General features: G+C 74.1%; 10 protein-coding genes and 1 pseudogene. 6 read left to right on the forward strand and 5 right to left on the reverse strand.

Features of this window, described 5'->3' with window-relative positions:
- Together ACIQBJ_RS35165 and ACIQBJ_RS35170 are read right to left on the reverse strand one after the other, a co-directional pair.
- Window positions 1–92 (reverse strand): annotated as a pseudogene (locus ACIQBJ_RS35165) (electron transfer flavoprotein subunit beta); the annotation flags it as partial.
- A gap of 365 nt (window positions 93–457) precedes the next feature.
- Window positions 458–874 (reverse strand): TlpA family protein disulfide reductase, encoded by a 417-nt coding sequence (locus tag ACIQBJ_RS35170; RefSeq protein ID WP_400718854.1) that lies wholly within the window; start codon window positions 872–874, stop codon window positions 458–460.
- A 219-nt stretch (window positions 875–1,093) separates the two neighbouring features.
- Here ACIQBJ_RS35170 and ACIQBJ_RS35175 point away from each other — a divergent pair, with 219 nt between their 5' ends.
- From ACIQBJ_RS35175 to ACIQBJ_RS35190, 4 genes are all read left to right on the forward strand, one after another.
- Entirely contained in the window at window positions 1,094–1,498 is a 405-nt protein-coding gene (locus tag ACIQBJ_RS35175; RefSeq protein WP_400718856.1) for a DUF4395 domain-containing protein, read from the forward strand.
- 211 nt (window positions 1,499–1,709) lie between these two features.
- Window positions 1,710–2,486: a lysophospholipid acyltransferase family protein gene (locus ACIQBJ_RS35180; protein ID WP_400718858.1), complete on the forward strand. Its 777-nt coding sequence runs from the start codon at window positions 1,710–1,712 to the stop codon at window positions 2,484–2,486.
- Between the two features lie 69 nt (window positions 2,487–2,555).
- The gene (locus ACIQBJ_RS35185) at window positions 2,556–2,981 is read left to right on the forward strand and encodes a DUF6210 family protein (RefSeq protein ID WP_400718860.1); all 426 of its coding nucleotides are present in this window, start codon (window positions 2,556–2,558) and stop codon (window positions 2,979–2,981) included.
- Window positions 2,982–3,092: 111 nt separating this feature from the next.
- Complete coding sequence (locus tag ACIQBJ_RS35190; RefSeq protein WP_400718861.1) at window positions 3,093–4,112, forward strand: protocatechuate dioxygenase; 1,020 nt, start codon at window positions 3,093–3,095, stop codon at window positions 4,110–4,112.
- A gap of 81 nt (window positions 4,113–4,193) precedes the next feature.
- Here the strand turns inward: ACIQBJ_RS35190 and ACIQBJ_RS35195 are convergent, their stop codons facing one another.
- Entirely contained in the window at window positions 4,194–4,694 is a 501-nt protein-coding gene (locus tag ACIQBJ_RS35195; protein ID WP_400718863.1) for a MarR family winged helix-turn-helix transcriptional regulator, read from the reverse strand.
- 71 nt (window positions 4,695–4,765) lie between these two features.
- On the opposite strand from ACIQBJ_RS35195, the gene ACIQBJ_RS35200 reads away from it, so the two are divergent.
- Window positions 4,766–5,353 carry a carboxymuconolactone decarboxylase family protein gene (locus ACIQBJ_RS35200; protein WP_400718864.1) on the forward strand — a complete coding sequence of 196 codons (588 nt, stop codon included), beginning with the start codon at window positions 4,766–4,768 and terminating at the stop codon, window positions 5,351–5,353.
- A 32-nt stretch (window positions 5,354–5,385) separates the two neighbouring features.
- A complete protein-coding gene (locus tag ACIQBJ_RS35205) occupies window positions 5,386–5,754 on the forward strand; it encodes a hypothetical protein (RefSeq protein ID WP_400718866.1) in 369 nt (122 codons plus the stop codon).
- Window positions 5,755–5,836: 82 nt separating this feature from the next.
- Here ACIQBJ_RS35205 and ACIQBJ_RS35210 read toward each other — a convergent pair whose 3' ends face one another.
- Window positions 5,837–6,226, reverse strand: a complete 390-nt coding sequence (locus ACIQBJ_RS35210; RefSeq protein ID WP_400718867.1) for a VOC family protein — start codon at window positions 6,224–6,226, stop codon at window positions 5,837–5,839.
- A gap of 134 nt (window positions 6,227–6,360) precedes the next feature.
- Window positions 6,361–7,638, reverse strand: a complete 1,278-nt coding sequence (locus tag ACIQBJ_RS35215; protein WP_400718868.1) for a WD40 repeat domain-containing protein — start codon at window positions 7,636–7,638, stop codon at window positions 6,361–6,363.
- Between the last annotated feature and the right edge of the window lie 151 nt (window positions 7,639–7,789).

Below are 7,789 nucleotides of genomic sequence, written 5' to 3' on the forward strand. Positions count from 1 at the left end.
CCCTCCCGGTCGGTGGTCGCATCGTCCGCGAAGCGACGGTCACCGGTCGCGTCGGGCACGTACTTCACACAGACAACGATCCTCAAGCTCACGGCCTGCTCTCCTGTTACTGGTCCGATCCGGCGGCTGCGGCGACGGCCCGGGCGCGGCGAGGGGTCTCGGCGCGCGGACGGGGCCCGCGGCCCGGGCGGCGCACACCGGTGCCGCTCCGGAACTCCCGGGCAGCATACCCACGAGCAGTTCAGCCGTCACTACTCGCCAGTAGCTTACGCTGCCCGCGGGTCCGGCCCGGCACCCGCGCCGCCGCCTGTGGCCCATCCTGCCCCAGGTCGCGCCCCGATGTCCGGCCGCCACCTGACTCGGCGCCGGAAGTCCGGTCGGGCCCGACCCGCGGGCACCGCCCGAACCGCACCGCCCGAACCGCACCGCCCGAACCGCACCACTCAGACCGCCCCGCTCAGACCGCCCCGCCCAGCCCGGCGATCACGTCCGCCTTCCGCGGCTGCCCGGCCGCCCGGCGCACCACCCGGCCCGAGGCGTCCAGCACCAGCACCGTCGGCGTCCGCAGCACCTCCAGCCGCCGCACCAGCTCCAGCCGCGACTCCGCGTCCACCTCGACGTGCGCGACGCCGTCCACCATCCCCGCCACCTCGGCCAGGGTCCGCCGGGTCGCCCGGCACGGCTGGCAGAACGAGGTCGAGAACTGCACCAGCGTGGCCCGGGCGCCCAGCGGCTCCCCCAGCTCCTCGGCGGTCAGCCGCACCGCGTCGTCCGCCCTGCCGCGCACCTTCAGCCTCCCGTCCCGCACCCGGCGCACCGCGCCGAACACGCCGGCCGCCGCCAGCACCCCGAGGCACACGATCAGTCCGGTCATCCGTCCAGTGTGACAAACCCGCCCCTGGGCCCGCGGCCGCGCCCCCGGTAGCATCGCCCCCGTGGACGCCCGCACCCCGCACCCGACTCCCCGGCTGACCTGCCGCCGGGTGATCGACCTGTGCCGGGCCGGCGCCACCCGCTGTCGCTGACCGCTCGCCCCCTCCTCCCCTGACCCCGCGTCAGGTCAGCCGTCAGCACCCTTCACCGGAGCAGCTCCGTGCAGATCGACCCCCGCGGCCCCCGTTTCGCCGCCGCCCTCACCTCCGCCGTCCTCGCCGCCGTCCTGATCACCGGGAGCGGGTGGCTGCTGGCCGCCCAGGCCCTGGTCTTCGCCCTGGGCACCCTCGGGCGCTCCCCGTACGGCCTGCTCTACCGGGTCCTGGTCCGGCCCCGGCTCGGCCCGCCCGCCGCACTCGAGGACGCCCGCCCGCCGCGCTTCGCCCAGTCCGTCGGCCTCGGCTTCGCCCTCGTCGGCACCCTCGGGTACGTCTTCGGCCCGGCCTGGCTCGGCCCCGCCGCCACCGGGCTCACCCTGGCCGCCGCCTTCCTGAACGCCGCCTTCGACCACTGCCTCGGCTGCGAGTTCTACCTGCTGCTGCACCGGGCCCGGGCCCGGGCCTGACCGTCGCGGCCGCAGCGCCCGCCCCCGGAAAGTTCCCCGTGAGATTCAGATCTCCCGCACCGGGGGCGGGCGTGACAGACCGTGCCCGTTCGGGGGATCATCGGGGGGAAACACCCGTGGCCGCCGCGGCGTGCCGCCACCCGTCGGCCCCGCCGTCACGCTCCGGGTACCACTCGACCGGGCGTGAGCCCCGTGGGAAGTAGGGCCGACCGTGGCTGAGTTCGTGTACCCGCCGGTGATCCGCACCGCCCTGGCCGCCTTCAAGGCGCTGGACCTGCGGATCTCCATCGTCGGCGCCGAGCACGTCCCCGCGACCGGCGGCGCCGTCCTGGTCAGCAACCACATCAGCTACCTGGACTTCATCTTCGCGGGCTTCGGCGCGTACCGGGTCGCCCGCCGCAAGACCCGCTTCATGGCCAAGGACGACGTGTTCAAGCACAAGGTGTCCGGCCCGCTGATGCGCGGCATGAAGCACATCCCGGTGGACCGCACCGACGGCCAGCCCGCCTACGAGGCCGCCGTCGAGGCGCTGCGCGAGGGCGAGATCGTCGGCGTGTTCCCCGAGGCGACGATCAGCCGCTCGTTCATGCTGAAGAAGTTCAAGACCGGCGCGGCCCGGATGGCCGCCGACTCCGGCACCCCGCTGCTCCCGGTCATCCTGTGGGGCACCCAGCAGCTCTGGACCAAGGGCCGCCCGAAGGAACTGACCAAGCGTCACGTCCCGGTCACCATCATGATCGGCGAGCCGATCCACCTGGAGCCGACCGACAAGCCGGTCATGGTGACCCGCCGGCTCCGGGCCGCGATGACCGAGATGCTGGAGCGCGCCCAGCGCGAGTACCCGGTCCAGCCGTCCGGCCCCGCCGACTCCTGGTGGCTGCCCGCCCACCTCGGCGGCACCGCCCCCACCCCCGAGCAGGCCGAGGCGCTGGACGAGGCCGAGGCCACCGAGAAGGCCGAGCGCCGCGCCGCCCGCGGCACCGCCTGAACCCCCCGGGAGTGACGGGCCCGCGGATCACGGCGTGGCGCGGGCCCGTCCTGTGCGACGCTCCTGATCATGGCTGACACGGACGGCGACAAGCGCTACGTCTTTCTCGACCCCGACAGCAGCGGCGCGGGCCAGGGGTGGGTGTTCGCCGTCGTGGCGGCGCCCACCGGCGTGGTCTACCAGACCCAGGGCGGCGGCTTCGGCTGCGTGCAGTACCAGCAGGAGGGCTACCTCGTCCCGCTGCCGCCCCGGAACCTGGACGACGACCTGCGGGCCCTGTTCACCGGCGCGCTCGCCGGGCAGGGCGCCCGCGGCCTCGACTGGCCGCCCGACCTGCTCGACCGGCTGCGGACCGCGGTCACCGCCCACCACTACGGCGCCCCCGGCGTCCCGCTCGCCCTCGACGAGTCCCGCCTCCCCGAGGCCGACGAAGCCTGGCTGCCCGTCCTCACCCCCGACGGCCCCGGCACCCTGGTCTGGGAGAACTGCGACTGACCCCCCGTCAGCTCGCCCATCGTCCTCTCATCCGATCCCAAGACGGCGCTCATCCGCCGTTCCTAAGCTGCCCGATCGTCAGGTAAAGGGATCGAAAAGGACCGGGGGCCCATGGCCGCGCAACCGCACGCCGAGCACCACTCCGACCAGCACGCCGCGCGCCACCAGGACGCGGACCACGACGAGGGGCGGCGGGTCAGCCGTCGACGCGCGCTCGCGGGCCTCGGCAGCATCGGCCTCGGCGCGCTGCTCGCGGCCTGCTCCGGCACCGACCAGGGCGGGACGGCGAGCGCCCGGACCACCACCGGCGGCACCGCCACCATCTCCCCGCAGGCCAGCACCTCCGAGGACCTCACCGGCCTGTTCGCCGACGCCAACACCTGCACCCTCACAGCCGGGACCACCCAGGGCCCGTACTACTTCGACGCCGACAAGATCCGCAGCGACATCCGCGAGGACCGCCAGGGCTCCCGGCTCCGACTGGCGATCCGGGTCCAGGACAGCGAGACCTGCAAGGCGGTCCCGAACGCGGTGGTGGAGATCTGGCACTGCGACGCGGCCGGCCTGTACTCGGGCGCCGAACAGCTCTCCGGAGGCGGGGGCGACGCTCCCGGCGGTGCGGGCGGCGGACCCGGCGGCGCCCCGCCCTCGGGCGCTCCGACCGGCGCGCCCCCGTCCGGCGGTCCGGGCGGTGGCCCGGGGGGCACCCCGCCGTCCGGTGGCCCCGGCGGCCCCGGCGGTGGCAGTGGCGGCGGGAACGGCGGCGACCAGGGCGACCTCACCCCGCAGGACGACAAGCGCTACCTGCGCGGGGCCCAGGTCACCAACCAGGACGGCATCGTGCAGTTCACCACCGTCTGGCCGGGCTGGTACTCCGGCCGCACCGTGCACGTCCACGCGATGGTGCACATCGACAACCGGCGCACCCTGACCACCCAGCTGATGATGGACGAGGCCCTCAACAGCGCGGTGTTCGCCGGGGCGCTGTACAGCACGCACACCGGCCGCGACACCTTCAACGACGGCGACAGCATCTACCAGCCGTCCATGCTGCTGAAGGTCACCCAGGACGGCGACGGCCACCTCGGCGTCATCACTCTCGCCGCCGACCCCGACCGGAACGGCAAGTAGCCGCCCCTTCCGCCCTCGCCCGTCCCGCCGCCACCGGCAGGCTCACCGCGCCGGGGGCGGCGGCGTCCCGCCCGGGTCGCCTCAGCCGCCGAACCAGCCCGCCGCGTCCAGCCGGAACCCGGAGGGGCCCGCCAACTGTGCCAACCCGTCCTCCAGTTCGCGCAGCCGCCGCTCCCCGAGCGCCTGCGCCCAGCGGGCCCGGATCGCGTCGAAGCCGGCCGCCGACCGGGCCAGCAGGTCCAGCCCGTGCGGCGTCAGCCGGACCAGCTTGCGGCGCGCGTCGTCCGGGTCGTCGACCCGCTCCGCGTAGCCCAGCGCCTCCAGCCGCTCCACGGTCTTTCCGGCCGCCTGCTTGGACACCCCCAGCCGGCGGCCGATCTCGCTGGCGCTGGCCCCGTCCACCCCGATCGCCTGCATCGCGAAGCCGAACGCGGGCCGGGCGTGCGGGTGCCCCTGCCGGGCGAGTTCGGCGTGCAACTCGTCGATGATCGTGCGGAATCCGGCGAACAGCAGGAGCGGGAGCTCGAAGCCGTTGCGCGGATCGACAACCTGGTTTACGTTTTGGTCAACCACGTTGTCCATTCTAGGATGCGTCGCCGGGCCCTGTCCTCCGGCCGCCCCGGCACGCCCTCCTCCGCCCGAAAGGCACCCCCTTGACGCTCGCCACCACCGCCACCGCTGTTCCCACCGTTCCCACCACCGGCGCGTACTTCCCCGAACTCACCCCCGAGACCGCCCCGCCGACCGCCCGCCGCCAGCTCGACCAGGTCGCCCGCCACCTCGGCTACCTCCCCGCCGCCGTCGGCCGCCTCGCCCACTCCCCGCAACTCCTCGACGGCTTCCTCAAGTTGAGCGCCATGTTCGACAGCACCGACCTCGACCCGCTGGTCCGCGAGACCCTCGTCCTGACCATCGCCACCCGCAACGGCTGCCACCTCTGCGTCGCCATGCATACCGGCGCCCTCACCCGGCTCGCCGCCGCACCCGAACTGATCGCCGCCCTGCGCGCCCAGCAGCCGCTCCCCGACGCCCGCCTGGAGGCCGTCCGCACCTTCGTGCACGCCGTCCTCGACCACACCGGCGCCGTCCCCGAGCCCGAACTCGCCGCCTTCCTCGCCCACGGCTTCACCCCCGCCAACGCCCTGGAGATCGTCCTCGGCATCGGCGCCTACACCCTCTCCACCTTCGCCAACCGCCTCACCGACGCCCCGATCGACCCCCAACTCGCCCCGCACGCCTGACCGTCCGACCCCCCGGCCGGTACGCTCCCCGGATGACCGACCGCGGCATCACCCTCCCCGCCCTGCGCCACCAACTGGTGGCCGCGGTCCTCACCCTCGCCGCCCCCGCCCTCCAGGACCCGGCCCGCGACGACTTCGACCCCGCCGCCCTGCTCAGCACCCTGCTCACCGAAGCCTGCGACGCCACCGACCCCCTCCCCTGGCTCGGCCACACCCTCCGCACCGACGAGGAAGCCGCCCTCACCGCCGACCTCGGCACCGCCCTGCACACCCTCCGGACCGGCCTCCCCGCCGACCCGACCCCCGCCGACCACCTCACCTCCCCGGCCTGGCCCACCGTCACCACCACCGCCGCCCACCTGGCCCGCGCCCTGGTCACCAACGACCACCTCGCACGCTGACCCCCGCCACCGGACGGCCGCCCCCTCCCCCTCAGCACGACGCGGGCCCCGGCCACTCCCCCGGCCGGGGCCCTTCCGCACGTCAGCGCCCGGGGCCCTCGCCCGCCCCCAGCAGTTCCTCCGGCAGCACGAACACCGGATTCTCGATCAGCCCGACCGGGGCCCCCGACGGCTCCACCACCGTCGCCACCCTGATCCCGCCCCCGACCTCCTGAACCGCCGCCCGCACCACCGCCCCCGCCGCGACGAAGTGCGCCACCGCCGCGTCCACGTCCCGCACCCCCCAATACGTCACCGGCCCCACCGCCGGGTCCCCGTCCGGATCGAGCCCCAGCTCGTACCCCGCCACGTTGAACCCCACGTAGAACGGCTCGTCGAAGTACGGCTCCACCCCCAGCACCCCCGCCCACCAACTCCTGGCCGCAGCCAGGTCCGGCGCGGGATAGATCACGGTCCGCAGTCCCAACAGCACGTCAGCTCCCTTTCACCCACAGCACTCGCCGCAGGGAGCGAGCCTAGAACCCCGCACCGACACCACCCCCGTGCTCCGACCGCACGGGTTCGCCCGGGCGGAACCAGCAACCGTCCGGTCGCAGCACCAACGGCTCACCGCCCGGTGGAGTCGGGCTCGGCACGCAGGGACAGGACCGCGACGTCGCCGCCGAAGCCCACCACGAGCAAGCCTTCCCGGGTCACGGTCAGCGCATGGACCGGCGCGGGAAACACCAGCTCCCGGCCGATCTGCCACCCGGCGGCCGGCTCCCACAGGCACACCGTTCCGTCCGAACCACCGGTGACGACCCGGAGTTCTCCACCGATCACCGCAGCCACCACCGCGGACACGGTGCCTTCGTGGCCGACCAGCCGGCCGACTTCCCGTCCCCCCACCAGGTCCCACACCCGCACGGTGGCGTCGTGACCCGCCGTGATCGCGTGGGCTCTGCCGTCGACGACCGCCGCCGCGACCGCCCACGCCTCGCCGTCGTGGCCCGGCAGTGGCTCCCCGACCGGTTGTCCGGTCGTCAGGTCCCACTGCCAGACCTTGCCACCGCTCGTACAGCCCACCGCACGGGGCCTGCCGTCGATCACCAGCGTGTCGACGGCCATCAGGAAATCGTCGTGCCCGGTCAGTTCGCCGACCTGTTCCCCGCCGGCCAGATCCCAGACCCGCACGGACACGTCGTCGTCGCTGGCGAGCACACACGGTCGCCCCTGGACGACAGCCGTGCCCAGACACCACACCTCACCGTTGATCCCCCGCAGCTCGCCCGTCTGCCGGCCGGTGGCCAGGTCCCACGCGAGCACCGCCCAGTCGCCGGCCGTGACGACCCACGGCCGACCGTCGACGACCTCCGTCGCCACCGCCCACACCCTGCCGTTGAGGTCGCTCATGGGCCCGCCGACCGGTTGGCCGGTCTCAAGGTCCCGCACCCGGACCGTCCGGTCCTTGCTCCCGGTGACCACGACGTGGCGGCCGCCCGAGAAGGTCGTCACCACCCCGTCGACACTGCCCGTGTGACCGGACGGGTTCATCCGGAAGCGCGGATCACTCTGCGCGCCCGTGGACCACAGCACCTGCCAAGGCTCGGCGTCGACACCCTCCACCGACACGGCGGCAATCCGTGCCGACAACTCCCGGTCCCCGTACCGAACCGCGTCCAGGGCCAGCAGTTGCCGCCGCACCCACGACGGCACGTCCCGGTGCACGTCCACCGACGCCCGGTACACCGCGGCCATCAGTCGCGCACCGGAATCCGCATCGGAAGCCAGTACCCCCAGTACCCGCTCCGGATCAGCGTTCACCAGCCATGGCAGGTCCGTCCACCACCCGTCCGCCCCCGACAGATCCGACGCCGAAGCGGTCATATGAACGTCGTCACTCATGGCCGAAACTCTAGTGACGCGGCCGGACAGGTCCGCCAGGTCGGATCAAGCCGCGCCCCGGAAACGCGAAGAAGCCCCCTGACTTCCCGTCAGGGGGCTTCTCCACAATGATTGTTCGGCGGCGTCCTACTCTCCCACAGGGTCCCCCCTG

Origin of the sequence: Kitasatospora sp. NPDC088391 (assembly GCF_044753345.1) — a bacterium.
In the GTDB taxonomy this organism is placed as follows: domain Bacteria; phylum Actinomycetota; class Actinomycetes; order Streptomycetales; family Streptomycetaceae; genus Kitasatospora.